This window comes from Actinocorallia sp. A-T 12471 (assembly GCF_033875155.1).
GTDB lineage: Bacteria > Actinomycetota > Actinomycetes > Streptosporangiales > Streptosporangiaceae > Actinocorallia.
The window spans coordinates 24,233-49,151 of the sequence record NZ_JAWZTE010000023.1 but is presented as its reverse complement, the minus strand read 5'-3'; the positions used below and the strand labels follow the sequence as shown (position 1 = coordinate 49,151).

At 71.7% G+C, this 24,919-nt stretch carries 22 protein-coding genes; 7 read left to right on the top strand and 15 right to left on the bottom strand.

Features of this window, described 5'->3' with window-relative positions:
- Window positions 1-380: 380 nt before the first annotated feature.
- Window positions 381-1,646: a tyrosine--tRNA ligase gene (gene tyrS, locus R9X44_RS35100; protein ID WP_319818703.1), complete on the bottom strand. Its 1,266-nt coding sequence runs from the start codon at window positions 1,644-1,646 to the stop codon at window positions 381-383.
- Window positions 1,647-1,723: 77 nt separating this feature from the next.
- Window positions 1,724-2,290 carry a DNA-3-methyladenine glycosylase gene (locus tag R9X44_RS35095; protein WP_413775008.1) on the bottom strand — a complete coding sequence of 189 codons (567 nt, stop codon included), beginning with the start codon at window positions 2,288-2,290 and terminating at the stop codon, window positions 1,724-1,726.
- Window positions 2,291-2,552: 262 nt separating this feature from the next.
- Between R9X44_RS35095 and R9X44_RS35090 the strand changes: the two genes are divergently transcribed.
- From R9X44_RS35090 to R9X44_RS35075, 4 genes are read left to right on the top strand one after another with little or no spacing between them, the layout of a single operon-like run.
- Entirely contained in the window at window positions 2,553-3,779 is a 1,227-nt protein-coding gene (locus tag R9X44_RS35090) for a SpoIIE family protein phosphatase (RefSeq protein WP_319818701.1), read from the top strand.
- Entirely contained in the window at window positions 3,776-5,419 is a 1,644-nt protein-coding gene (locus tag R9X44_RS35085) for a sensor histidine kinase (protein ID WP_319818700.1), read from the top strand. Before R9X44_RS35090 ends, R9X44_RS35085 begins: the two co-directional genes overlap by 4 nt.
- The gene (locus R9X44_RS35080) at window positions 5,416-5,880 is read left to right on the top strand and encodes a response regulator (protein ID WP_319818699.1); all 465 of its coding nucleotides are present in this window, start codon (window positions 5,416-5,418) and stop codon (window positions 5,878-5,880) included. The genes R9X44_RS35085 and R9X44_RS35080 overlap by 4 nt, the downstream gene beginning before the upstream one ends.
- A 12-nt stretch (window positions 5,881-5,892) precedes the next feature.
- Complete coding sequence (locus R9X44_RS35075; protein WP_319818698.1) at window positions 5,893-6,363, top strand: hypothetical protein; 471 nt, start codon at window positions 5,893-5,895, stop codon at window positions 6,361-6,363.
- 21 nt (window positions 6,364-6,384) lie between these two features.
- Here R9X44_RS35075 and R9X44_RS35070 read toward each other — a convergent pair whose 3' ends face one another.
- From R9X44_RS35070 to argC, 9 genes are all read right to left on the bottom strand, one after another.
- Window positions 6,385-6,672 carry a hypothetical protein gene (locus R9X44_RS35070; protein ID WP_319818697.1) on the bottom strand — a complete coding sequence of 96 codons (288 nt, stop codon included), beginning with the start codon at window positions 6,670-6,672 and terminating at the stop codon, window positions 6,385-6,387.
- An 80-nt stretch (window positions 6,673-6,752) separates the two neighbouring features.
- Window positions 6,753-8,162: an argininosuccinate lyase gene (argH, locus tag R9X44_RS35065; RefSeq protein WP_319818696.1), complete on the bottom strand. Its 1,410-nt coding sequence runs from the start codon at window positions 8,160-8,162 to the stop codon at window positions 6,753-6,755.
- Window positions 8,163-8,287: 125 nt separating this feature from the next.
- On the bottom strand, window positions 8,288-9,487 hold the full coding sequence (locus tag R9X44_RS35060; RefSeq protein WP_319818695.1) for an argininosuccinate synthase: 1,200 nt from the start codon (window positions 9,485-9,487) through the stop codon (window positions 8,288-8,290).
- A gap of 27 nt (window positions 9,488-9,514) precedes the next feature.
- On the bottom strand, window positions 9,515-10,060 hold the full coding sequence (locus tag R9X44_RS35055; protein WP_319818694.1) for an arginine repressor: 546 nt from the start codon (window positions 10,058-10,060) through the stop codon (window positions 9,515-9,517).
- A 2-nt stretch (window positions 10,061-10,062) separates the two neighbouring features.
- Window positions 10,063-10,974: an ornithine carbamoyltransferase gene (gene argF / locus R9X44_RS35050; RefSeq protein ID WP_319818693.1), complete on the bottom strand. Its 912-nt coding sequence runs from the start codon at window positions 10,972-10,974 to the stop codon at window positions 10,063-10,065.
- Complete coding sequence (locus R9X44_RS35045; protein WP_319818692.1) at window positions 10,971-12,143, bottom strand: acetylornithine transaminase; 1,173 nt, start codon at window positions 12,141-12,143, stop codon at window positions 10,971-10,973. The genes argF and R9X44_RS35045 overlap by 4 nt, the downstream gene beginning before the upstream one ends.
- Window positions 12,140-13,015, bottom strand: a complete 876-nt coding sequence (gene argB / locus R9X44_RS35040) for an acetylglutamate kinase (protein ID WP_319818691.1) — start codon at window positions 13,013-13,015, stop codon at window positions 12,140-12,142. The genes R9X44_RS35045 and argB overlap by 4 nt, the downstream gene beginning before the upstream one ends.
- Window positions 13,012-14,166 (bottom strand): bifunctional glutamate N-acetyltransferase/amino-acid acetyltransferase ArgJ, encoded by a 1,155-nt coding sequence (argJ, locus tag R9X44_RS35035; RefSeq protein ID WP_319818690.1) that lies wholly within the window; start codon window positions 14,164-14,166, stop codon window positions 13,012-13,014. Before argJ ends, argB begins: the two co-directional genes overlap by 4 nt.
- Before the next feature lie 31 nt (window positions 14,167-14,197).
- Window positions 14,198-15,226 (bottom strand): N-acetyl-gamma-glutamyl-phosphate reductase, encoded by a 1,029-nt coding sequence (gene argC / locus R9X44_RS35030; protein ID WP_319818689.1) that lies wholly within the window; start codon window positions 15,224-15,226, stop codon window positions 14,198-14,200.
- Window positions 15,227-15,396: 170 nt separating this feature from the next.
- Between argC and R9X44_RS35025 the strand changes: the two genes are divergently transcribed.
- Window positions 15,397-15,927: a SigE family RNA polymerase sigma factor gene (locus R9X44_RS35025; protein ID WP_319818688.1), complete on the top strand. Its 531-nt coding sequence runs from the start codon at window positions 15,397-15,399 to the stop codon at window positions 15,925-15,927.
- A complete protein-coding gene (locus R9X44_RS35020) occupies window positions 15,914-17,113 on the top strand; it encodes a hypothetical protein (protein WP_319818687.1) in 1,200 nt (399 codons plus the stop codon). The genes R9X44_RS35025 and R9X44_RS35020 overlap by 14 nt, the downstream gene beginning before the upstream one ends.
- 636 nt (window positions 17,114-17,749) lie before the next feature.
- On the opposite strand, the gene R9X44_RS35015 is transcribed toward R9X44_RS35020, so the two are convergent.
- Both R9X44_RS35015 and R9X44_RS35010 read right to left on the bottom strand, forming a co-directional pair.
- On the bottom strand, window positions 17,750-17,998 hold the full coding sequence (locus tag R9X44_RS35015; protein WP_319818686.1) for a hypothetical protein: 249 nt from the start codon (window positions 17,996-17,998) through the stop codon (window positions 17,750-17,752).
- 1,217 nt (window positions 17,999-19,215) lie between these two features.
- Window positions 19,216-20,064, bottom strand: coding sequence for an SDR family NAD(P)-dependent oxidoreductase (locus R9X44_RS35010; RefSeq protein ID WP_319818685.1), 849 nt, complete (start codon window positions 20,062-20,064; stop codon window positions 19,216-19,218).
- A 124-nt stretch (window positions 20,065-20,188) separates the two neighbouring features.
- On the opposite strand from R9X44_RS35010, the gene R9X44_RS35005 reads away from it, so the two are divergent.
- Window positions 20,189-20,950, top strand: coding sequence for a TetR/AcrR family transcriptional regulator (locus R9X44_RS35005; protein ID WP_319818684.1), 762 nt, complete (start codon window positions 20,189-20,191; stop codon window positions 20,948-20,950).
- A gap of 51 nt (window positions 20,951-21,001) precedes the next feature.
- Here R9X44_RS35005 and pheT read toward each other — a convergent pair whose 3' ends face one another.
- Together pheT and pheS are read right to left on the bottom strand one after the other, a co-directional pair.
- A complete protein-coding gene (gene pheT, locus R9X44_RS35000) occupies window positions 21,002-23,452 on the bottom strand; it encodes a phenylalanine--tRNA ligase subunit beta (protein ID WP_319818683.1) in 2,451 nt (816 codons plus the stop codon).
- The gene (gene pheS, locus R9X44_RS34995; RefSeq protein WP_319818682.1) at window positions 23,452-24,561 is read right to left on the bottom strand and encodes a phenylalanine--tRNA ligase subunit alpha; all 1,110 of its coding nucleotides are present in this window, start codon (window positions 24,559-24,561) and stop codon (window positions 23,452-23,454) included. Before pheS ends, pheT begins: the two co-directional genes overlap by 1 nt.
- Between the last annotated feature and the right edge of the window lie 358 nt (window positions 24,562-24,919).

Here is a 24,919-nt window from a genome sequence, read left to right as displayed (position 1 = left end):
CCGCTGTGATTCCACCCTTTCGGGCTTCCTTCTCGGCGGTTTCTCTAGCTTACCAGGCCCTCGGAGTGCTTCGCGCATCTCCGGGTGAACCGTGAAGTTCGAGATGTTTCGTCCCCGGGCCGGCCGCTCTCGCGTCCCGCTTCCCTCGGGGCAGGAAGAACATTACGGCGCACCCTCGACAACGTCAAATCGACGTTACATCCGGGCGAAACGCCTGCTCATCTGGTTGTTTGTACGGATCTGTATGCCCCTGACGGCCCCTCCGCAAACCGGATGTGACCCGGATCTCCCTTTTCTGGGCCGAAGACGAGAATGGCCCGTACCTCGCGGATGCGTGGTACGGGCCATTTCCCGGGTGACAGATCGTGACAAAGCGCAGGTCAACCGACGACGACGCTGCCGATCGTGCGCTTGCCCCTGCGCAGCACGAGGAACCTGCCGTGCAGCAGGTCCGACGGCTCAGGAACCGCCTCCTCCGAGACGACCTTCTCGTTGTTCAGGTACGCGCCGCCCTGCTTGATCGCGCGTCGCGCCTCGGACTTGCTCGCGCACAGCCCCGAGGAGACCAGGAGGTCGGCCACCGAGGGCAGCTCCTGCCCCTTGACGAGCTCGGCCTTGGGCGTCTCGGCGAGCGCGGCCGCCAGCGTCGCCTCGTCCAGCGCTTCGAGGCCGCCCTGACCGAACAGCGCGGCGGACGCGGCGATGACCTTCGCGGTCTCGTCCGCCCCGTGCACGAGCGTCGTCAGCTCCTCGGCCAGCGCGCGCTGGCCGATGCGTGCGGCGGGCCTGTCCGCCGACTGCTTCTCCAGCTCCTCGATCTCCTCACGGGACCGGAAGCTGAAGGTGCGCAGCAGCTTGCCGACCTCGCCGTCCTCGACGTTCACCCAGTACTGGAAGAACGCGTACGGGGACGTGAGCTCGGGGTCGAGCCAGATCGCGCCGCCCGCGGTCTTGCCGTACTTGGTGCCGTCCGGCTTGGTGAGCAGCGGCGTGGAGATGGCGTGCACGTGGTTGCCGGTGACCCTGCGGATGAGGTCCGCGCCCGCGGTGAGGTTCCCCCACTGGTCGCTGCCTCCGCTCTGCAGGACGCAGCCGTAACGGCGGTGCAGCTCAAGGAAGTCCATGCTCTGCAGGAGCTGGTAGGAGAACTCGGTGTAGGACAGGCCGCTCTCCAGCCGGGAGGCGACGACCTCCCTGGCGAGCATCCGGTTCACCGGGAAGTGCTTGCCGACGTCGCGCAGGAAGTCGATCACCGACATCCCGCCCGTCCAGTCGAGGTTGTTGACCATGCGCGCGCCGTTGTCGCCCTCGAAGGACAGGAACCGCGACACCTGGCCCTTGATCCGCTCGACCCACCCGGCGACGACGTCCTCGGAGTTGAGCTGGCGCTCGGCGGACCGTCCGCTCGGGTCGCCGATGAGGCCGGTGGCCCCGCCGACGAGCGCGAGCGGCTTGTGCCCGGCGTCCTGGATCCGGCGCATCGTGAGGAGCTGGACGAGGTTGCCGACATGAAGGCTGGGCGCCGTGGGGTCGAAGCCGCAGTAATACGTGACGGGCCCGGCCGAGAGGGCCTGGCGCAGCTCCTCAAGGTCGGTGGTCTGGGCCAGGAGGCCACGCCACTGCAGCTCGTCCACGATGTCGGTCAACGGTCTTCCATTCTCTTCTCGAAGGGATCCCTTGCGGATCCAGGGTGCCCGATGAAGGCTCCCCGGTGGTAATCCTTTCAGCGCTTGCGTGCCCTCGGGGTGTGCCGCCGGTAGATCGAGACGCTCGGCTCCCCCTCCAGCCAGAACCTCCACGGCGTGTCGTGCGCCGAGGAAACCCCGACCCTGGGCCCGGCCTGGACGAGCCCGCCTTCCACCCCGTCCCCCGCACTGATCACCAGCTCCCCCGGGACGCAAACGTCGACCCCGTTCTGCGCCCTTTCCACGGCGAGCGTCTGGCACAGCCGAGCGGGCCCGCGAGCGAGATCCCGTACCGACGACTTGGGCCGGCGCGCCCGAGCGAGGTCCAGCCCTTCGACGACCTCTCCGGCCCGTAGCAGAACAGCGGAGGCCGTCCCCTCCGGACCGCACACAAGGTTCATGCAGAAGTGCATCCCATAGGTGAAGTACACGTAGCAGTGCCCAGGCTCCCCCCACATGACGGCGTTCCTTGGCGTCTTGCCTCTGTAGGAGTGGGACGCGGGGTCCTCTCCCCCCGCATACGCCTCGACCTCGGTGAGCCGTACCGCGACGACCCCGTCGTCAGTCGTCCGGGTGAGCACGCATCCCAGAAGGCTCCGCGCCACCTCCGTCACCTCGCGCCCGAAGAACTCCCGTGGCAGTGGCGTGCGGCCCAACGCTGTCCTCTCCTCCCCTTGGATCTCACCGACTCTATGTGCGGCGGGCGGGGTGGTAGGCGGGTTGTCCGGGTGGGATGGGTTGCGGGTGTTCATCCCGTAAGCTCGCACACGTCGCCTTCGAAGGGCTGTTCGGTCGCCTCTCGGGCGAGCGGACGGAGGGGCGACGGCGGAAAGTATCTTTCGTCCGAGAGACAGGGAAGGACGGCCGATGCCCCCCGAGCATGCCTCGGTGTCCCTGGGCGCGCCCCGAGGTGAGGCCGCGCCCGATCTGCTGGAGCCGATGGGCACCGTTCATGTGCTGCTGGTCGAGGACGACCGCGGGGACAAGTTCCTGGTCGAAGGGCTGCTCGAAGAGTGCGGCATGGCCACGCGGCTCACCTGGGCGCGGTCGATGGCCGAGGCGCACGAGCACCTCACCGGCCAGGACGAGCCCGACTGCGTGCTGCTCGACCTGCACCTCGGCGATGCCCAGGGCCTGAGCGCGGTCACCCGGCTGCTCGCCGTCGCGCCGGACGCCGCGGTGGTCGTGCTGACCGGATTGTCCGAGGCGCGCGCAGGGCTCGCCGCAGTCGCCGCCGGCGCACAGGACTACCTCGCCAAGGGGCAGGTCGACCCCGAGGGGCTCGGGCGGATCATCCGCTACGCCGTCCAGCGGCGTCAGGTGCAGCAGGCCGCGGCGCAGTTGCAGGCGGAGCGCATCCGCGCGGAGGAGAACGCCCGCCTGGAACGCGGGCTGCTGCCGCGTCCGCTGGTGACCGACGAGCTGCTCGAGGTCGTCAGCAGGTACCGGCCGGGCCGCGACTACTCGCTGCTCGGCGGCGACTTCTTCGACGTGGTCGAGGCCGAGGACGGCGTCCACGCGGTGATCGGCGACGTGTCCGGGCACGGCCCGGCCGAGGCCGCGCTCGGGGTGTGCCTGCGCGTCGCGTGGCGTTCGTTCGTGCTGTCCGGGGTGCGCGGGACGCGGCTGCTCGGGCTCATGGAGGAGCTGCTCGACGCCGAGCGCGAGGAGCCTGAGACGTTCGTCACCGCGACGATCATCACGCTGCCGACCGGCAAGTCCACGGCCCGGGTGGCGCGTGCCGGACATCACGGGTTGCTCATGCACAAGCCGGGCACGGTCGAGTGGTACGAGCCGGAAGGCGGGCTCGCGCTCGGGATGGTCCCCGGCCTCGACACGTGGACCGAGCACACCGTGCCGCTCGACACCGGGACGGGCATCGTCCTGTTCACCGACGGACTCTTTGAGGGCCGCACGTCCGACGACGGCCACCGCCTCGACATCTCCGGCCTGCTCGACCTCGCCGGAACCGAGGCGCACCGCGAGAGCGCCGGCTTCGTCGACGCGATGATCGCGGGCGCCGAGGAGGCGTCCGCGCCGTACGGCGGGCTCGCCGACGACGTCGCGGTCCTCTATGTGAGAAGGACGGCATGACCAACGCAGTCCCCAAGGCCGCGCGGAAGCGAAGGCTCCGCCGCCTGTCCGCGCCCGCGCTGTTCCAGATCACCCTCGCGGTGCTCGTGGCGCTCGTCCTCGCGGCGGTGCTGGTGGTGCAGACGATGCTGGAGCGCACCGCCGCCGTCGGCAACCATCTGCTCGACGAGATCATGCCCGCGCACGTCGCCGCGTCGCACCTCCAGTCGGCGCTCCTCGACCAGGAGACCGGCATCCGCGGGTATGCGCTCACCGGCGACCAGAGGTTCCTCGAACCGTACGAACTCGGCCAGAACACCGAGCACAAGGCGATCTCGGACCTGCGGCGGCTGCTGCGCGACGAACCGGAACTGCTCACCGACCTCGACGCCGTCGAAGCGGCCGCCGTGCGGTGGCGGGAGGAGTACGCCGAACCCGTCGTCACCCGGATCTCCGAGAGCGGCGGCCGGGCGCAGGACCCGTTCGCGGCCAAGGGCAAGGAGACGTTCGACGTCCTGCGCACGGCGTGGGGCGTCCAGGGCCAGAACCTGGAGAAGGCGCGTGCCGAGGCGCGCGACGACCTTTCCGCGGCCCGGACCGTGCGTGACGCGATGCTGCTGGCGGTCCTGCTGGTCTTCCTGCTCGTCGCCGTCTGCCTCGCGGCGCTGCTGCACGTGGCGGTGATCCGGCCGCTGCGGGTGCTGCGCACTGCCTCGAGGGACGTCGCGGACGGCGACTTCAGCAGGCCGATCCCGTCGCGCGGTCCGGCCGACATCCAGGAGGTCGGCGAGGCGGTCGAGGCGATGCGTGAGCGGATCGTCAAGGAGCTGCTCGCCGCCAACGACCGCGAGAAGCTGCTGGTGCAGCAGGCCGCCGACCTCGACTCCCAGGCGATGGAGCTGCGCCGCTCCAACGCCGAGCTCGAACAGTTCGCCTATGTGGCGAGCCATGACCTGCAGGAGCCGCTGCGCAAGGTCGCGTCGTTCTGCCAGATGCTGGAACGCCGTTACCACGACCAGCTCGACGACCGGGGCCGCCAGTACATCGAGTTCGCCACGGACGGCGCGAAGCGGATGCAGGTGCTGATCAGCGACCTGCTGACGTTCTCGCGGGTCGGCCGGATGAACAGCCACCGCCGCGTCCTCACCGTGGACGAGACGCTCGACCGCGCGCTGGCCAACCTCGCGGGGGCGATCTCCGAGGCCGAGGCCGAGGTGGCGCGGCCGGACGGGCTTCCCGAGCTGACCGGCGACCCGACCCTGCTGTCGATGCTGTGGCAGAACCTCGTCGGCAACGCACTCAAGTTCCGCGACCCCGACGCCGCCCCCCGCGTCCGCATAGAGTGTGCGGAGCAGGGGCCCGGCCTGTGGCGGTTCACCGTCACCGACAACGGCATCGGGATTCCCGCCGAATACGCCGAGAAGGTCTTTGTGATCTTCCAGCGGCTGCACACGCGCGACGCCTACGAGGGCACCGGCATCGGACTCGCCCTGTGCAAGAAGATCGTGGAGTACCACGGCGGCTCGATCTGGCTGGACACGGAGTTCACCGGGGGCAGCCGGGTGTGCTTCACCCTCGCCGACAGCCCCGAGCCCGCCGCCGTCGTGCTCGTGCCGGACGCCGCGCGCCCCGAAGAGACCGTCAAGGAGACCGCCCCGTGAACACCACTCCCGCCGTCGAGCCCATAGAGGTCCTGCTCGTCGAGGACGACCCGGGCGACGAGCTGATGACCAGGGAGGCGTTCGAGACCAACAAGATCGGCAACCGGCTGCACGTCGTGCGCGACGGCGCGGAGGCGCTCGACTTCCTGTTCCGGCAGGGCGCGCACACCGAGGCGATCAGGCCCGACCTGATCCTGCTCGACCTCAACCTGCCCAAGCGCGACGGGCGCGAGGTGCTGGAGCAGATCAAGACGAACCCGGAGCTCGCCGCGATCCCGGTCGTCATCCTCACCACCTCCTCGGCCGAGGAGGACATCCTGCGCAGCTACCACCTGCACGCCAACGCCTATGTCACCAAGCCTGTCGACTTCGACCAGTTCATCGCCGCGATCCACAAGATCGACGAGTTCTTCGTGACCGTCGTCAAGCTTCCGCGCGGCGCACGCGCGCAGGGCCTGTAACGTCCCGGCCCCGTGAGCGGCGAGCGGTTCCGGGACGGGCGCGAGCGAATCTACGAGTTCGCCGACGAGGTCCTCGTGGTATGCCCCGGGTGCGGGGGCTGCGCGGTGGTCTCGGTGGTCCGCAGGCGGCTGACCTGCCCGTCCTGCGGGGCGACGCGGGAGGCCGACGGCTCGGCGCTGATGTACCGGGCGCCGGTCGATCCGGTGTTCCGGCGCGACGTGTGGCTCCGCGCGGACTTCCGGGGGCATCTCCTGTGGGCCTACAACGCGCGGCATCTTGAGTATCTCGCGGCTTATGTGGGGGCGCGGTTGCGCGAGCGCGGCGGCGACGGGTTCCGGCCGCACACCAGCATGGTCGAGCGGCTGCCGGGCTGGATGAACGCGGCGAAGAACCGGGACGCGCTCGTGCGGGCCTTCGCGCGGATGCGCGCGACGCTGCCGGCGTGGGCGTCGGGCGACGGCGTCACGCGCGAGGAGGGCTGAGCCGCCCTGGGCGCGCGGTGCTCAGCCCGACGTCCAGGGGAGCGGAACGCGGCGGCCCTCAGGCAGGACGACGGCGAAGGCCCCTCCGGGGGTCCCCGGGGTCTCGGCGGCCTGGGTGGCCGCGGTGAGCAGGATGTCGGGATCCGGCCCGGTCAGGAAGAACACGTGCTCCTCCGGCCTGTCCTCGGGCTCGGCGTGGATCTCGATCTCCCCGGTCTCCTCGAGATCGTCAAGGAACGCCTCGATGTCCTCGAGCGTCTCGGCCGAGTCCACGACCGGAACATGCAACTCCACAACGAACCGCGCCATACTCCCCTCCTTCCCTGTCTGGCCCGGGGGCCGTGAGCGCCGAGGCGCCCACGGCCGGAGGGGCGGGCGCAGGGCTCGATTCAGTTCTGCGCCCAGGCCGCCGCGTCGTCGGCGAAAGCCTTCAAGGCGGTGATCTGCTCTACGACGCGATCCGGGGCGGTGCCGCCGTGCGCCTTGCGGGAGGCGATGGCGCCGGGGACGTTGAGCACCTCGCGGACGTCCGGGGTGAGGTGCGGGGAGACCTTGGCGAGCTCCTCGTCGGTGAGGTCGCCGAAGTCCTTGTCGTTGACCTGGCACCAGACGACGAGGTGGCCGACGACCTCGTGCGCGTCGCGGAAGACGACGCCGCGCCGCACCAGCAGTTCGGCGAGGTCGGTCGCCAGGGCGAACCCCTGCGGGGCCAGCTCCTCGAGCCGCTCGGTGTTGACGCGCATCGTCGCGATCAGCCCGGACATCGCGGGCAGGACCAGCAGCAGGGTCTCGACGGCGTCGAACGCGCCCTCCTTGTCCTCCTGGAGGTCGCGGTTGTAGGTGAGCGGCAGGCCCTTGAGCGTGGTGAGCAGCCCGACGAGGTGGCCGATGAGGCGGCCGGCCTTGCCGCGCGCGAGCTCGGCGACGTCGGGGTTCTTCTTCTGCGGCATGATCGACGACCCGGTGGCGTAGGTGTCGTCCATCTCGATCCAGCGGAACTCCTGCGACGCCCACAGGCACACCTCCTCGCCGATGCGCGACAGGTGCACTCCGGCGAGGGCGGCGGCGAACAGGAACTCGGCGACGAAATCGCGGTCGCTGACGGCGTCCATGGAGTTGGCGGCGGCCGAATCGAAGCCGAGTTCGGCGGCGACGGCCTGCGGGTCGAGCGGCAGGGACGACCCGGCGAGCGCGCCGGACCCCAGCGGGGAGACGGCGGCGCGCTTGTCCCAGTCGCGCAGGCGGTCGATGTCGCGGCTGATCGCGTGGACGTGCGCGAGCAGCTGGTGGGAGAACAGCACGGGCTGGGCGTGCTGGAGGTGGGTCATGCCGGGGGCGGCGACGCCGAGGTTGGCCTCGGCCTGGCCGATCAGGGCGGTCTGCAGCTCCACAAGGCGCGAGACGACGCGGCGGGCGTGGTCGCGCAGGTACAGGCGCAGGTCGGTGGCGACCTGGTCGTTGCGGGAGCGGCCGGCGCGCAGCTTGCCGCCGAGGGAGCCGAGCCGCTCGAGCAGGCCGCGTTCCAGGGCGGTGTGCACGTCCTCGTCGGCGACGGTCGGGCGGAACTCGCCGGACGCGCACGCGCGCTCCAGGTCCTCGAGCGCGCCGAGCATCCGGGCCAGCTCGTCGTCGTCGAGCAGGCCCGCGCGGTTCAGCACGCGGGCGTGGGCGCGCGACCCCATCAGGTCGTACGGCGCGAGCCGCCAGTCGAACTGGACGCTCACTGACAGGCGTGCCAGCGCGTCCGACGGCCCGCCTTCGAACCGTCCGCCCCAAAGCCGGGTCGGTGCCTTGCTCACTGTGATCTATCTCCGAAATGTCGTGGTGGGGCCCGCCGCCGGATCGACGGGCGCTCAGACACAGTTGTACCGCTCCGGGGACCCGCCCCGGAGCGGCCCTGTGGATAACCTCGGGAAAGCCCCGCTCAGGCGTCCTTGCGGTCGCGGACCGCGGCGATCTTGCTCGGCAGGCTCCACAGCTCGACGAAGCCCTTGGCGAGGCTCTGGTCGAAGGTGTCGCCGGTGTCGTAGGTCGCCAGGTCGTAGTCGTACAGCGACGAGCCGCTGCGCCGCCCGGTGACGACCGCGCGGCCGCCGTGCAGGGTGAGCCGGACGTCGCCGTTCACGTGCGCCTGCGCCTCGGCGATGAACGCCTCGAGCGCGTCCTTGAGCGGCGAGAACCACAGGCCGTCGTAAACCAGCTCGCCCCAGCGCTGGTCGACCGAGCGCTTGAAGCGCGCGAGGTCGCGCTCGACCGTGACGTTCTCCAGCTCCATGTGGGCCGCGAGCAGCGCGATCGCGGCCGGGGCCTCGTAGACCTCGCGGGACTTGATGCCGACCAGCCGGTCCTCGACCATGTCGAGCCGTCCGACGCCCTGGGCCCCGGCGCGCTTGTTGAGCTCGTCGATGACCTGGAACGGGCTGAGCTTGCGGCCGTCGATCGCGACGGGGACGCCGTCGGCGAAGCTGATGACGAGCTCGTCGGCCTCGCGCGGGGTCGCGGGGTCGGACGTGTAGGCGTAAAGGTCCTCGATCGGGGCGTTCCAGATGTCCTCCAGGAAGCCGGTCTCGACGGCACGTCCCCACAGGTTCTGGTCGATCGAGTACGGGTTCTTCTCCGACACCTCGATCGGGAGGCCCTTCTCCTCGGCGAAGGCGATGGCCTTGTCGCGGGTCCAGGCGTAGTCACGCGCGGGCGCGACGCACTTGAGGTCGGGGTTCAGGGCGGCGAGACCGGCCTCGAAGCGGACCTGGTCGTTGCCCTTGCCGGTGCAGCCGTGGGCGACGTGCGTGCCCTTGAACTCCGCAGCCGCGGCCGCGAGGTGCTTGACGATCAGGGGCCGCGACAGCGCAGAGACCAGCGGGTACCGGTCCATGTACAGGGCGTTGGCGCGGATCGCGGGGAAGCAGAAGTCCTTGGCGAACTCCTCGCGGGCGTCCACGATGACCGCCTCGACGGCTCCGCAGTCCAGCGCGCGCTGGCGGATGGCGTCCATGTCCTCGCCGCCCTGGCCGCAGTCGACCGCGACGGCGACGACCTCGGCGCCCATCTTGTCGGCGAGGAAGGGGATCGCGACGGACGTGTCGAGGCCCCCGGAGTACGCCAGTACGACGCGCTCAGTCATTGGTCTTTCTCCTCAGGTAGTTCAAGTTCAGGAATGGTTCTCGCGGGGGCGGGGGTCTTCCGACCCCTGGCTTCGTCGCTCGGTGAGCGCGAGGAGGCGGGCCGCGAGGGCCTCGCCGCCGAGCGGGTCGCGGGAGATGACGAGGATCGAGTCGTCTCCCGCGACCGTGCCGAGGATCGAGGGCCATTCGGCGTGGTCGATCGCCGAAGCCAGGTACTGCGCCGCGCCTGGCGGCGTCCGCACGATCACGAGGTTGGCCGAGGACTGCGCGGAGACCAGGAGTTCCTGGGCCAGCCGCGCGAGCCGTGAGGCGAAGGTCTCGGCGTTGCCCGTGCGGGCGAGCTTGATGCGGTCGCCGCCCTCCCCCGGGACGGCGTAGATGAGGCTGCCGTCGTCGGCGCGCAGCCGGACCGCCCCGATCTCGACGAGATCGCGGGAGACCGTGGCCTGGGTGACCTCGAGGCCGTCGTCCGCGAGCAGCTTGGCGAGTTCGCCCTGGGAGTGGACCTTGTGCCTGGTCAGCAGTTCCAGGACGCGGGCCTGCCGCGCCGCCTTCGTCATCGGGGTGGTCACCGCTACCGCTCCAGCAGCCAGGCGAGCAGGGCCTTCTGGGCGTGCAGACGGTTTTCCGCCTCGTCCCAGACTACGCTGTTCGGCCCGTCCAGGACGGCGGAAGCGATCTCCTTGTCCCGGTAGGCCGGAAGGCAGTGCAGGACCGCCACTTCAGGGCCCGCGAGGGAGACGAGTTCCTCGGTGAGCGCGTAAGGCTCGTACTTGGAGACGTCCTTGCCCTCCTGGCCCATGGACACCCAGGTGTCGGTGGCCAGGACGTCCGAGCCGGTGGCGGCGGCGCGGGCGTCGGTGGTGATCTCCACGGAGCCGCCGGTCGCCTTGGCGATCTCCTCGGCGCGCCGCCATACGTCCGGGTCGGGCAGGTGTCCTTCGGGACCTGCCACGCGGACGTGCATCCCGGCGGTGGCTCCGCCCAGGAGGTAGGAGTGAGCCATGTTGTTGGCTCCGTCACCCAGGTACGTGAGGGTGAGCCCGGCAAGGTCGCCATTGTGCTCCTTGACGGTGAGGAGGTCGGCGAGGATCTGGCACGGGTGGAACTCGTCGGTGAGCGCGTTGACGACCGGGACCGACGAGGCGTGCGCCATCTCCTCGATGCGCTCCTGGCCGAACGTGCGCCAGACGATCGCGGCGCAGATCCGGTCGAGGACGCGGGCGGTGTCGGCGATGGTCTCGCCGCGGCCGAGCTGGCTGGCGCCCGCGTCGATGACCAGGGGGTTGCCGCCGAGTTCGGCGATGCCCGCGGCGAAGGACAGCCGGGTGCGGGTGGACGCCTTGTCGAACAGGACGGCCACCGACTTCGGGCCCGCCAGGGGCTTGGGGCCGTACCTGTCGGCCTTCATCGCCAGGGCGAGGTCGAGGACCTCGGCCTGCTCCTCGGGGGTGAGGTCGTCGTCGCGCAGGAAGTGCCTGGTCATGCCTTGGCTCCGTCAAGGATCGCGGGGAGGGCGGCGACGAAGGAGCGCGCCTCGTCCTCGGTCATGGTCAGGGCGGGGGCGAGCCGGATCGCGTCGGGCTGCACGTTGTTCACCAGGAATCCCGCCTTCTGCGCGGATTCCCGTACTTCGGCCGCGACGGGCGAGGTGAGCAGGAACGCGAGCCACAGGCCGCGTCCGCGCACGCCAGCCAGCAGCGGGTGGTCGATTCCGGCGATCCCGGCGGCGAGCAGGTCGCCGATCTTGACGGCGTGCGCCATGAGCCCGTCGCGCTCGATCGTCTCGAGGACGGCGAGGGCGGCGGCGCTCGAGACGGGGTTGCCGCCGAAGGTGCAGCCGTGGTCGCCGAGGGCGAAGATGTCGGCGGCGTCGCCGACCCCGATGACGGCCCCGATGGGGATTCCTCCGCCGAGACCCTTGGCGAGGGTGAGGATGTCGGGCCGTACGCCCTCGTGCTGGTGGGCGTACCAGGTGCCGGTCCTGCCGATGCCGCTCTGGATCTCGTCGAGGACGAGGAGCGCGCCCGTGGCGTCACAGATCTCGCGGGCGGCGGCCAGGTAGCCGGGCGGGGGCGGGACGACGCCCGCCTCACCCTGGGTGGGCTCCAGGAACACCCCGGCGCACCGGTCGGTGACGGCCTCGCGCAGCGCGTCAGCGTCACCGTAGGGGACGAAGCGCACATCCGCCGCGAACGGCTCGAAGGGGGCGCGGGCCGCCTTCTTGCCGGTGAGGGCAAGCGCGCCCATCGTCCTGCCATGGAAGCTGTTCTCGGTCGAGACGAGGTACTTGTCCGGGCCCGCGTGCTTGCGGACCATCTTGAACGCCGCCTCGTTGGCCTCGGTGCCCGAGTTGCCGAAGTACACCTTGCCGGGCAGGCCGAGCAGCTCGATCAGCTTGGCCGCCAGACGCATCTCCGGCTCGGTGGTGAGCAGCGGCGACACGTGCGCGATCCTGCCGACCTGCTCGGTGACCGCCGCGACCAGCGCCGGGTGGGCGTGGCCGAGCGCGGAGACCGCGATGCCCGCGAACATGTCGAGGTAGGCGTTGCCGTCGACGTCCCAGACGGTCCTGCCCTCGCCCCGCGCCAGCACCAGCGGCGGCAGCGGGCGGTTCGGCATGAACGCGGCCTTGAAGTCCTCTTGCCACGTCATGACGGCACCACCATCGTTCCGACCCCTTCATCGGTGAAGACTTCGAGCAGAAGCGAGTGCGGTACGCGGCCGTCAAGGACGTGCGCCTGGGGCACGCCGTTGGACACCGCGTGCAGGCACGCGCCCATCTTGGGGACCATGCCGGACGACAGGCCAGGCATCAGCTCCTCGAGTTCGGCGGCGGTGAGCTGCCGGATCACCTCTTCGCTGTTCGGCCAGTCGGCGTACAGGCCCTCGACGTCGGTGAGCACGATCAGCTTGGTCGCGCCCAGCGCCGAGGCGAGCGCGGCGGCGGCGGTGTCGGCGTTGACGTTGTAGATCTCGCCGTCGACGCCGCGCGCGACCGAGGAGATCACCGGGATGCGGCCGTCGTTCAGCAGGCTCTGCACCGCGCCCGGATCGACCTTGACGATCTCGCCGACCTGCCCGATGTCGACGGGTTCGCCGTCCACGATCGCGTGCAGCTTCTCCGCGGTGAACAAGTGCGCGTCCTCGCCGGACATCCCTACGGCGTAGGGCCCGTGCGCGTTGATGAGCCCGACGACCTCGCGGTTGACCTGCCCGGTGAGGACCATCCGGACGACGTCCATCGCCTCGGGGGTCGTCACGCGCAGGCCCGCGGTGAAGTGCGAGGCGATGCCGAAGCGGTCGAGCGCGGCGTTGATCTGCGGGCCGCCGCCGTGCACGACGACAGGCCGCAGGCCCGCCAGGCGCAGGAACACGATGTCGCTGGCGAACGACTCGCGCAGGGAGTCGTCGGTCATGGCGTTGCCGCCGTACTTCACGACGACGGTCTTGCCGTGGAACCGCTCAAGCCACGGAAGTGCCTCGATGAGGACGCTGGCCTTGGTGAGTGCCTCTTTGCGGTTCACGAGCTGTACGCCGAGTTCTCGTGGACGTACTCCTCGGTGAGGTCGGTCGTCCAGACCGTCGCGGAGTGCTTGCCCGCCGACAGGTCGACGGTGATGGACACGTCGCGGGGGCGCAGGTCGACCTTGTCGCGGTCCTCGCCGACCGAGCCGCCCCGGCACACCCAGACGCCGTTGATGGCGACGTTCAGCCGCTCCGGCTCGAAGACCGCGTCGGTGGTGCCGACCGCGGAAAGGACCCGGCCCCAGTTGGGGTCCTCGCCCTTGATCGCGCACTTCAGGAGGTTGTTGCGGGCGATCGAGCGGCCCACGGTGACGGCGTCGGCGACGGAGTCGGCCCCGACGACCTCGACCGCGATCGCCTTGGACGCGCCCTCGGCGTCGACGAGGAGCTGGCGGGTGAGGTCGAGGCAGACCTCGGTGAGCAGGGCGGTGAACTCCGCCTCGCCCGGGACGTGGCCGGTCGCGCCGCTGGCCATCAGCAGGACCGTGTCGTTGGTGGACATGCAGCCGTCGGCGTCGAGGCGGTCGAAGCTGTGCGAGGTGGCGTGGCGCAGGCAGCGGTCGAGGGCGTCGGCGGGCAGGTCGGCGTCGGTGGTGATCACCACGAGCATGGTGGCCAGGGAGGGGGCGAGCATGCCCGCGCCCTTGGCCATGCCGCCGATCATGTAGCCGCCCTCGCCGCGCCGGAAGGAGATCTTGGCGACGGAGTCGGTGGTGCGGATGGCGTCGGCGGCGCTGAGGCCGCCGTCACGGGTGAGCTCGGCGGCGGCGACGTCGATGCCCGCGAGGAGCTCGTCCATGGGCAGGCGGATGCCGATGAGGCCGGTGGAGCAGACCGCGATCTCGCCCGCGGAGTCCGCGAGCGCCTCGCCGACCTTCTCCGCGGTGGCGTGGGTGTCCTGGAAGCCCGGCGCGCCGGTGCAGGCGTTGGCCCCACCGGAGTTCAGCACGACGGCCCGGACGCGCCCGCCCGCGACGACCTGCTGGCTCCACAGGACCGGAGCCGCCTTGACGCGGTTGGCGGTGAAGACCGCGGCGGCGGCGCGCGACGGGCCGTCGTTGACGACGAGGGCGAGGTCTCGGGTGCCGTTGTCCTTGATGCCCGCTGCTATGCCCGAGGCCCGGAAGCCCAATGGTGCGGTGACGCTCATGCGCCCTCTCTCTGCTGTCGAGGTGGGAGGTTCAGGGTGCGACGGCGAAGGTGGTCAGCCCGGTCTCCTCGGGGATGCCGAGCGCGAGGTTGGCCGACTGCACGGCGCCTCCCGCGGTCCCCTTGGTGAGGTTGTCGATCGCGGCGACCACCACGATTCGTCGGGACCGCTCGTCAAGGGCGACCTGCATGAGCGCGGTGTTCGCGCCCAGGGTCATCGCCGTGGACGGCCACTGGCCCTCGGGCAGAAGATCGACGAAAGGCTCGGCGTCATACGCGGCGGCGTACGCCTCGCGCAGGGCCGCATAAGTAACGCCCGGCTTGGCCTTGGCGGTGCAGGTGGCGAGGATGCCCCGGCTCATCGGGGCGAGCGTCGGGGTGAACGACACGGTGACGTCCTCGCCGGCGGCCCTGGAGAGGTTCTGGGTGATCTCGGGGGTGTGCCGGTGGACGCCGCCGACCCCGTAGGCCGACACCGCGCCCATGACCTCGCTGCCCAGCAGGTTGGTCTTGGGAGCCTTGCCCGCCCCGGACGTCCCGGAGGCGGCGACGACCACGACGTCCGGCTCGGCGAGGCCCGCGGTGAAGGCGGGCACCAGCGCCAGGGACGAGACGGTCGGGTAGCAGCCGGGGACGGCGATCCGCTTCGTCCCGGTCAGGGCCGCGCGCTGGCCCGGCAGCTCGGGCAGGCCATAAGGCCAGGTGCCGGCGTGGGCTGAGCCGTAGAAGTACTCCCACTCCCCCGCGTCCTCGAGCCGGAAGTCCGCGCCGCAGTCGACGACGAGGACGTCCTCGCCGAGCTGGGCGGCCAGCGGCCCGGACGCGCCGTGCGGGAGGGCCAGGAAAACGACGTCGTGACCCGCGAGGACCTCGGGGGTGGTCGCCTCAAGGACCCGGCCCGCCAGGGACCTCAGGTGCGGCTGGAGGGCCCCGAGGGGCTGTCCGGCGTTGCCGCCCGCGGTGAGCGCGCCGATCTCGAACTCCGGGTGCGCCGCGAGGATGCGCAGGAGCTCACCGCCCGCGTATCCGCTCGCGCCCGCAACCGCGGCCCGGTACCCCATGTCCCGCTCCTCACTCCTTGGTGGGCAAAAGTATGCACGGGTGCGGATGAGTATTCAAGCTGGATCAAGGAACCTCTCACCATGTGGACATGGGAGGATTCGGGACGACCCGACGCGATCCCATGCAACCGGTGGGGGCCGTCGGGTGTCTTGGGAAGGGAGGGACATTTATGCGGAGCGGAGACCCGGACCGTCAGTTCGACGAGTTCGTCGCCCATCGTTTTCCGGCGCTCTACCGCTACGCCTATGTCCTCACCGGCAACCAGCACGACGCCGAGGACCTCGTCCAGGAGGCCCTCACCCGTACCGGCGTCGCCTGGAGTCGGATTCGACGCAAAGACGATCCGGAGGGCTACGTGCGCACGACGATGGCGCGCATCATGGCCAACCGGTGGCGCAGACCCAAACTCGAACACCTCGTGCCCGGGGTGCCGGAGACCGCCGTCGACGACCCCGGCCTCGACCGGGTCCACGAGGTCGACGGCCTCGACGCGGCGCTCCAGGCGCTGCCGCCCAGGATGCGGGCGGTGCTCGTACTGCGCTACTTCGAACAGTTGAGCGAGGAGGAGACCGCGCGGGCCCTCGGCTGCTCGCGCGGGACAGTGAAGAGCCAGGCGTCCCGCGCCCTGGCCAAACTGCGGGCCGGAATGCTGGACGACCCCGAGCGCGCACTCATGGAGGACCGACGTGGAAGATCTTGAGCGGCTCGTCGCGGGCCGGCTCCAGGCCCTGGACGGCGCAGAGCCCTCCGAGGACATGCGCGAGCGCGTCCTCGGCCGGGTGAACCGCCAGGTCGTGGTGCGCCGGCGCCGCCGCCGCGCGGCCGGATCGGTCGCCGGGGCCTCCCTGGTCGTCGCGGGCGGGCTCACCCTGCCTTCACTGCTGCCGAACGCCGACGAGGGCACGGCCCCGCAGCCGCTCGCCGTCGCCAGCAGCAAGGCCGAGCAGGAGCGCGGGCAGACCGGCGGGACCGGTCCCGACCTCGGCGTCGGCCAACGCGACCCCGACGGAACCGGCGGCCAGCCCGCCCCCGGCGCGGCGGGCGGGTTCGGCCGCGACCTGCCGACCGGCAAGATGCTCACCGTCTTCGGCATCGGCCCCGACGGCACGGTGCTCGGCACGGGCGTCGGACCCAACGGCCGCAGCGACCGCACCCTGTGGCGCACCGACCTCAGCGGCCTGCTCGGCGCGCCGGTCCCCGTCGCCAAGGCCGACGGCCTGTACACGGCCGCGGGCTCCGGCGAGGTGACGGTCTGGCCGGAACGCACCGACGACGGCTTCCAGCTCATGTGCCAGGGCCCCGAGGGCGATCCCGTCCAGCTCGGCGAGACCGGCGTCGCCCGGCGCGCCAGCGCGGGCTTCCACGTCGACGAGGGCTTCGTCGTCTGGACCGACCGCAGCCCCGGCGGCAAGGTGTGGACCGCGCGCGGCTGCGCCGACGACCCGAGCCCCCTCACCGAGGGCTACGCGGCGGGCTTCTCCTTCCCTTACGTCTACGTCCTGCGCGAGGCCGAGGACGACGCCGGCACCGGCCTGCGCCGCGTCGACGTCCAGACCGGCGCCGCCGAGGACCACGAGATCCCCGCCACCACCAAGGACACCCTCTACGCGGCCGCCGACGGCACCTTCGCCGTCGCCGACCAGGGCTCCCTCACCGTCTACGACACCAGCACCTGGGAGCCCGAGACCGTCCCCGACCCCCTCCCCGAGGGCGACGCCACCCTCACCGCCGGCGACGACGTCATCGCCTACACCACCCCCGACGAATCCCTCGTCTACGCCCCCGCCACCAAAACCACAACCCCCCGCGACGGCACCTCCTACGCCAACGGCCCCTACCTCCTCACCCGCGAAGGCAACTCCTTCACCCTAACCCGAACCTCCTAACCCTCCCTCCCCTCGCTCCCCCACCCCACCCCGCCTCCCCTTCCCAGCCTCACCCAACCCGCACCCCACCTCCCCGCACTCACCGAACCTCCCCCAGCCCACCGCACGAACCGGCACCACCAGACCCCTCCGCGCCCGCCCCACCCCATAGGCCCTCGCCGCACCTATCCAGCCACACAGTCCCACCCCACCCAGGGCCCCAGCCGCACCCCAGGCCCCAGCCGCGCGAACCCAACCCCGCAGGCCGCCACCGCACAAAGCCCAGCGGCCACCGAAACCCCCACCGCGCGCCCAGCAACACGAGCCCGCCCACCCCGCACAACTGCGACCACGAGGCCCGATCCAGCGAGCCCAACGTCGCACGGCGCTCAGCCCCGCCAGGCTCGCCCACACAGGACTCGCCCCCCGCAAGCCTCGCCGCGCACTCCGCCGCAAGACCCGCCCCAGCGACGCGCGCCCCACCCGCGCCAGGCTCGCCCACATAGGGCTCACCCCCGCAAGCCTCGCCGCACACCCCGCAGCAAGACCCGCCCCAGCGACGCGCGCCCCACCCGAGCGCACCCCAACCCGTCGCCCCCGGCAAACACGCTCCTCCCAGGCGAACCCCAGCCATCGTTCCCGGCAAGCGCACGCTGATCAGGCGAACTCCGAGCCGTTGTTCCCTGGCAAGCGCACGCCGAACGGGCGGACTCCGGCTGGGCAGGCTCGACTGGGTGGGGTCCAGCTGGGCGCGCCCTCGCCAGACATGCGCTGCTCGGGCCGGAGCGGGCCGCGCTCGTCCGGGCAGGGCCGGAGCGGGCCGCGCCGTCCGGGCAGGGCCGTGTCGGGCTCGTCGCCGGTGACGGAGTCGGCGTCGATGAACGCCCAGCCCCCGTTCCCGCCCAAGCAAGCCGCCCCCAGCCACACACGCCCTGGCCAGGCACACCCCGCCCGCATCCACCCGCCCGCGCACACCCCACCCAGCGCACCCCGGCGAAACGCACTCCGGCAGGCCCATCCCGGCCAGGCCCGCTGGTTCGAGGAAGCCAGCCAGGCGTCCCGGGTAGGCATTCCGCCGGCTCCCCAGCAGGGCGTACCGACTCGGCATTCCGCTGGGGCTCCCCAGGAGGGCGTACCGGCTATGTGTGCCCGCTAGGCCGTCCGTTGGAGGTCCCGACCGGACGTTTCCCGACCAGGTGCTTCCCCGGCTAGGTGTCTCCTAGCCGGGTGGGCCTCGGGTAGGTGGAACCGGTCGGTGAGCCGAGCTCGGCGGGCTCCGGCCGGTGGCTCGCCGGGGAGGCGAGCCTGGCCCGGCAGCCCCGGACTAGGGCGGTCGGGACCGGTGGAGCCTGGGCCAAGGCGCTCGAGACCGGTGGGCCCCGGACTAGGGTGCTCTGGCGGGCGAGCTCCAGTGAGGTGGGCGCCGGACGGGGCGCTCTCGCTGGGACCCAGACCCCGGGCCGCCGACGCTCCTGACCGGCGAACCCCAGCAGAGCAGACCCGGGACGGGGTGCTCCTTCCGGGAGACCCGGACTCAGGACCCGGGCCAAGGGCGCTCCTGGCCAGCGGACCCCGGCTCGGACCCGGGGACGGGGCGCTCTCTCCGGGAGACCTAGACCCCGAGCCATGGGCACTTCTGACCGACGGACCCTGGCTGGGCGGGGCCTTTCGCCGGACTGATGCAGAAGCTGGGGTGCCAGGCTGACCCGGGAACCGGATGAGGGCGCTCCGGGTAGGCGGGCCCCGGGCGGCGCTCTGACGTGGGTCCCGGCCTGATGAACCCGAACAGGTGAGGCCCCGGTGAGGTGAGGTGGGGCCAGAGCGGCGGAGCGCGGGTGGGGACACCTCGGGGGCTGTGGGCTCCGGGGAGGGGTGGCGGGTTGGTGGGTGAGCTGGGCAGACTTCGGGGTCGAGCCCGCTTCGGGTTGGAGATGGGCATGCCGGTTGCCGGGGTTGGGTCGTGAGGGGTGGGGGTGGGCATGCTGGTTGTGGGGGTTGGGGTGTGAGGGGTGGGGCTGGTCTCCGTTCTGGGTGTGCGGGTGTTCGGGGTGGGGTTGTGGGGAGTGGGTGGGCGGCGGGTCGGCCGGGTGGGGTGGTTGGTTGGGGGTGGATGGGGGTGGGCTTCAGGTGGGGGTGGGGGTGGGGTGTTCGGCGGATCGGCTTATGGGTTCCCAGGAGGACCAGGTTTCTAGGCGGGCGTGGGTGATGTCGACGGCCAGGTCGTAGACCATGCTGCCCAGGATGAGGCGGAGGGGTGGGGTTTCGCTGTCCACGAGTTTGAGGAGGGCTTCGGCGGCGAGGGCGGGGGCGCTGTCGACGGAGTTTTCGGCCCACTGTTTTTCGAGGTCCGCGCGTAGTTGTGCGTACGGTTTGAGGGGGGTCGCATTGGCGGTGGTGGAGTACAGGTCGGTCCAGTAGCCGCCGGGTTGGACGATGGTCAGGTTGATGCCGAAGGGCTCGGCCTCCATCGCCAGGGCCTCGCTCATACCCTCGAGGGCGAACTTGCTGGCGCTGTACATGCTGGTGGAGGGGAAGCCGCTCAGGGCGGCGATGCTGGAGATCTGGACGATGTGGCCCGCGCCGCGGGCGCGCAGATGGGGCAGCGCGGCCTGGGAGACCCACAGCGCGCCGAAGAGGTTGACCTCGAACTGGGCCCGCGCCTCGGCCTCGGTGAACTCCTCGACCATGCCCGACGACATCGTGCCCGCGTTGTTGACCACGATGTCGAGTTCGCCGAAGTGCTCGGCGGCGCGGGCGACCGCGGCGAAGACCGCGGTGCGGTCGGTGACGTCGAGTGGGAGCGTGAGCAGGCGTTCGGCGTGCCGTTCGGCGAACAGCTCGGGGGTGATGGTGCGGGCGGCCGCGGCGACGCGATCGCCGCGCTCCAGGGCGGCCTCGGCGAAGGCGTGGCCGAGACCGCGGCTTGCGCCGGTGATGAACCAGGTGCGGCCGGAGCCGGAGGCGGTGCGCATGATGATCTCCTGTCGAAAGCGATTTCCGTTCGAGTCGAGACGGTTCGTCTCGCCGACAACCCGAACGCTACATCACCCCCGCGACCGAGTCAAGACGGTCCGGTTCGTCTAGTACACTGGTGCCATGACGAAGCAGCGCAGCACCCCGGGTCGCGACGACCCTGCCGACGACGCCCCGGACCGCGAGACCGCCGACCGTGACGCCGCCACAGGCCGCGACGCGCCAGGCCAAAGCACCTCACGTAGGGGCGGCCAGGGCGCCGCAGGTCGTGGCAGCGCGTCCGCGAGGGGGAACGCGTCGCGGCGGAGTGAGGCGTCGCGGCGGGCGATCCTCAACGCCGCGCTCGAGCTGGTGAACGAGGTCGGCTACGCGAAGCTGAGCATCGAGGGGATCGCCGCGCGCGCGGGCGTCGGGAAACAGACGATCTACCGCTGGTGGCCGTCGAAGGGCACCGTCCTGTTCGAGGCGTTCCTCATGCTCAGCGAGGACGCCGACGGGCAGGCCGCGGCCCTGCCGGACACCGGCGATCTCGAGGCGGATCTGAAGGGGGTGCTGCGGGCCACGGTCGAGGAGCTGAACGACCCGCGCTACGACGAGCCGATGCGCGCGTTGAACACCGCGATCGCGCAGGACTCGGTGCTCGCCGCCGACTACGCGCAGCGCCTGGACGGCCCGATGAAGGAGATGAAGAAGAAGAGGCTGCGCAGCGCCCAGCGCGCGGGGCAGCTCGCCGAGGACCTCGATCTCGACGTGGCGGTGGACATGGTGTGGGGCCCGGTGCTGAACCGGTGGCTCCAGCGCAGCGCCCCCCTGACCGTCGAGTACGCCGACAGCGTGGTCGCCACCGCGCTGCGCGGCCTCCAGCCACGCGAGCCCGCCCCCTGAAGAGAACGCGAAGGCCCTCTCCTCAGGGGAGGAGAGGGCCTTGGGTCCGGATCAGCCCCGCAGGACCGCGCCGGTCAGCTCGGCGGCGCGGGCTACCGCGGTGTCGCGGGCGGCGGTGGCCTCCTCGGCGGTGAGGGTGCGGTCCGCGGCGCGGAAGCGCAGCGCGTAGGCGAGGGACTTGTGCCCCTCGTCAAGCTGGTCGCCGGTGTAGACGTCGAACAGGCGCACCGACTCAAGCAGCGGCCCCGCGCCCTCGACCAGCGCGGCCTCCACCGCGCCCGCGGGGGTCTCGGCGGTGACGACGAGCGCGACGTCGCGGGTGGCCACCGGGTAGGTGGACACGTGCGGGGCCTTGGGGGCCTCGCCGTCGAGCAGGCGGTCGAGCTCGAGTTCGGCGGCCGCGGCGCGCGGCGGAAGGCCGTACGCCTGCACGACGCGCGGGTGCAGCTCGCCCGCGTGGCCGACGAGCACGTCGCCGACGTACAGGGCGGCGCAGCGGCCCGGGTGCCAGGGCGCGTGCTGGTCGGCGGTGATCCGCAGCTCGACGCCCGCCTCGCGGGCGATCAGCCGGGCCGCCTCGATCGCGTCCTGCCAGCCCGCCTGACGCCCCGCGCCCCACCATCCGGCGGGCTCGGCCGCGCCGGTGAGCAGGACCGCGATCCGCTGCGGCTGGTCCGGGAGCGCCGCCTCGATCGCCGCGAGCTGCTCGGCCGACGGCGCCTTGTCGACGCCGTAGGCGGGCACCTTGCCCGCGCCGTCCTTGGGCCGGTACACAAGGCCGGTCTCGAACAGCGCGAGGTCGCTCTGGCCGCGTCCGACGTTGCGGGCGGCGGTGCGCAGGATGCCGGGCAGCAGCGTGGTGCGCAGCAGCGGCTCGTCCTCCGACAGCGGGTTGGCCAGGCGCAGTGCCTTGCGCCGCGCGTCGTCGGCGGGCAGCTGGAGGTTGTCCCAGTCCTTGGCGGAGGCGAACGGGTAGCTCAGCACCTCGGTGTGGCCGGTGGCCGCGAGGACCCGCCCGACCCTGCGGCGCAGCCGCTGGCCGGGGGTGAGGCCGCGCCCGGCCGCCGGACGCGGAGCGCGCTCGGGGATGGCGTCGTAGCCTTCGAGCCTGATGACCTCCTCGGCGAGGTCGTTGGGGTCGGTGAGGTCGGGCCGCCACGACGCGGGCGTCACCGTGATCGGGTCGTCGCCCTCGACGGTGCAGCCCACCTGCTCGAGCCGCCGCACGACGGTCTCGCGGGAGTACTCCACGCCCGCGACCCGCGACGGGTGCGCGACCGGGATCGTGATCGTCACCGGCTCGACGGGCGCCTCGGCGACCGTCGCGCCGGGCAGCACCTCGGCACCGCCGAGTTCGGCGAGCAGCCGGACCGCGCGCAGCGACGCCGCGAGCGGCAGCGCACGGTCGACGCCGCGCTCGAACCGGTAGGACGCCTCGCTGTGCAGCTTGTGCCGCCGGACGGTCCTTGCCACCGAGATCGGGTCGAAGTGCGCCGCCTCGACGACGACGTCGGTGCTGTTCTCGTCGATCTCGGTGTGCAGGCCGCCCATCGCGCCCGCGATGGAGATGACGCCCGAGTCGTCGGTGATCATGAGGTCGCCGGGGTCGAGGGTGCGCTTGACGTGGTCGAGCGTCTCCAGCGACTCGCCCGCGCGGGCCCGCCGCACGACGATCTCGCCGGTGAGCTTGGCGGCGTCGAACGCGTGCAGCGGCTGGCCGAGTTCCAGCATGACGTAGTTGGTGACGTCGACCGCGAGCGAGACCGGCCGCACTCCCGCGCGGAACAGCCGGGTGCGCAGCCACAGCGGGGACTTGGCGGCGGGGTCGAACCCGCGCACCTGACGGAGCACGAACCTGTCGCATCCGTCGGTCGCCTCGATCGACGCCGGGTACGACGGGCCCTCCGCCGGGATCTCGATCGCGGCCGGGTCGGTGAACGGCACGTCGTAGGCGGTGGCGGCCTCGCGCGCGACCCCCCGGATCGACAGGGCGTAGCCCCGGTCCGGGGTGACCGCGATGTCCAGGACGTCGTCGGCGAGCCCGAGCAGCTCGATCGCGTCGATCCCGACGCCGGTGTCCTCGGGGAGGATGAGGATGCCGTCGTGGTCGTCACCGATGCCGAGTTCGCGCACCGAGCAGATCATGCCCTCGGACAGCCTGCCGTAGGTCTTGCGCGCGCCGACCGCGAACCCGCCGGGCAGCACCGCGCCGGGCAGCACCACCACGACGGTGTCGCCGACGGCGAAGTTGCGTGCGCCGCAGATGAGGTTCTGCGGCTCGGGGTTGCCGACGTCGACCTGGCACCAGCGGATCGGCTTCTTGAACTCCGTGAGCTCCTCGATCGCCAGCACCCTGCCGGTGACGATCGGGCCGGTGATGTCGGCGGGCTCGACGGTCTCGACCTCGAGGCCGGCCGCGATCAGCTTCGCCGCGAGCTCGCGGCCGGTCACCCCGGCGGGCAGGGCCGCGTACTCGCGCAGCCAGGAAAGCGGGGCCCGCATCAGATCTCCATCCCGAACGGAAGGGTGAACCGGACGTCACCCTCGACCATGTCGTGCATGTCCTCCACGCCGTGGCGGAACATCAGGGTCCGCTCGACGCCGAGCCCGAAGGCCCACCCGCTGTAACGCTCGGGGTCCACCCCCGCGGCGACGAGCACGCGCGGGTTGACCATGCCGCAGCCGCCGATCTCGATCCAGCCCTCGGACGAGCAGGTGCGGCACGGCGCGTCGGGGTTGCCGACGGACTCGCCGTGGCACACGAAGCACTGCATGTCGACCTCGGCCGACGGCTCGGTGAACGGGAAGAACGACGGACGCAGCCGCACCGGGAGCGGGTCGCCGAACAGGCCGTTCACGAACGCGGCGATCGCGCCCTTGAGGTCGGCCATGGTCAGGCCCTCGTCGATCGCCAGGCCCTCGAGCTGGTGGAAGACCGGGCTGTGCGTGGCGTCGAGCTCGTCGGTGCGGAACGTGGTGCCGGGGGCGACCACGTACACCGGGAGCTCGCGCTCCAGCAGGGCGCGGACCTGGACGGGCGAGGTGTGCGTGCGCAGGACCATCCCGGAGTCTTCGGACTCGACGAAGAAGGTGTCCTGCATGGCCCGTGCCGGATGGTCGGGCGGGAAGTTCAGGGCGTCGAAGTTGAACCACTCGGCCTCGATCTCCGGGCCTTCGGCGATCTCGAAGCCCATGGAGACGAACACGTCGGCCATCCGCTCGGCCATCGTGGTCAGCGGGTGGCGCGCGCCGTGCGGCAGCCGGTCCCACGGGAGCGTGACGTCGACGGTCTCCTCGACCAGGACGCGGGCGTCCCGCTCGGCCTCAAGCTCCTCCTGACGCGCCTTGAGCGCCTGCCCGACCGCGCCGCGCGCCGCGCCGATGCGCTTGCCGGCGTCGGCCTTGGCGTGCGGCGGCAGCGCGCCGATCTCGCGGTTGGCGAGCGCCAGCGGGGAGCGGTCGCCCTGGTGGGCCAGGCGCGCCTCCTTCAGCTCCTCGAGCGTGGAAGCCGCCGCGATCGCGGCGAGCGCGGCGTCCCTGGCGGCGTCAAGGGCCTCGGGGGCCAGCGCCGCGACCTCCACCGGGTCATAAGACTTGTTGGGTGCAGACATGATGGTTTCAACGTCTCCTAGCGGGTTACCCCGCGAGTTTAGTGGCCGATTCGCTGCCGTACCTTCATCGCGACCGATCGGGGCCTACCCTCCCACCCCGACCCGCCCAAGCCCCCCGGACCCGCCGCCCCGAGCCCTCCGGGAAACCAACGGACCCGCCCCGAACCCGACGGCCCGGCGACGAACCCGATCGGCCCGCCCCCGGAGCCCCGAAGCCACGGGACCCGCCCGGGAACCCCGAGGCCCTCGAGCCACGAGGCCCGCCTCGGACCCCGGGAGCCAGGCCCCGAGCCACCGAGCCCGCCCCGAACCCGAACGCCAGGCCCCCGAGCCATGAGGGCCGCCTCGGAACCCCGGA